Raw genomic sequence first — 325 nt, 5'->3', positions numbered from 1 at the left:
GTTGTTGCGCACGACATTGCTCATCGAGATGTCCTGCACCGACAGCACCTTCTTGCCCGCCTTGCGCAGTTTGGCTTCGTCGCGCTGGCGGTAGATCTGGCCCGACAGCGTACGCCCGACCATGGCGGCGACAATTCTGTCGCGATCGAAGGCAGCCGTGTGGTCGGTGATGACCAGTTCGCCATCGCGCAGGATGGTGATGCGGTCGGCAATCATCAATGCCTCTTCCAGCGCGTGGCTGATAAAGACGATCGAGACACCCCTCGCCTTCAGCCGCCGGATCAGCGCGAAGAAGTGGCGCTTTTCTTCCGGCGTCAGCGTCGCC

Annotated in this window: 1 pseudogene; it reads right to left on the bottom strand. The window is 61.8% G+C overall.

From position 1 onward, the window contains the following. Positions 1-325: pseudogene (locus tag X742_RS0139940) on the bottom strand (sugar ABC transporter ATP-binding protein); the annotation flags it as partial.

This window comes from Mesorhizobium sp. LNHC229A00 (genome assembly GCF_000502415.1).
GTDB lineage: Bacteria > Pseudomonadota > Alphaproteobacteria > Rhizobiales > Rhizobiaceae > Mesorhizobium.
Note: the sequence above shows the minus strand (reverse complement) of the source record. Positions and strands in the feature narration are given on the sequence as shown.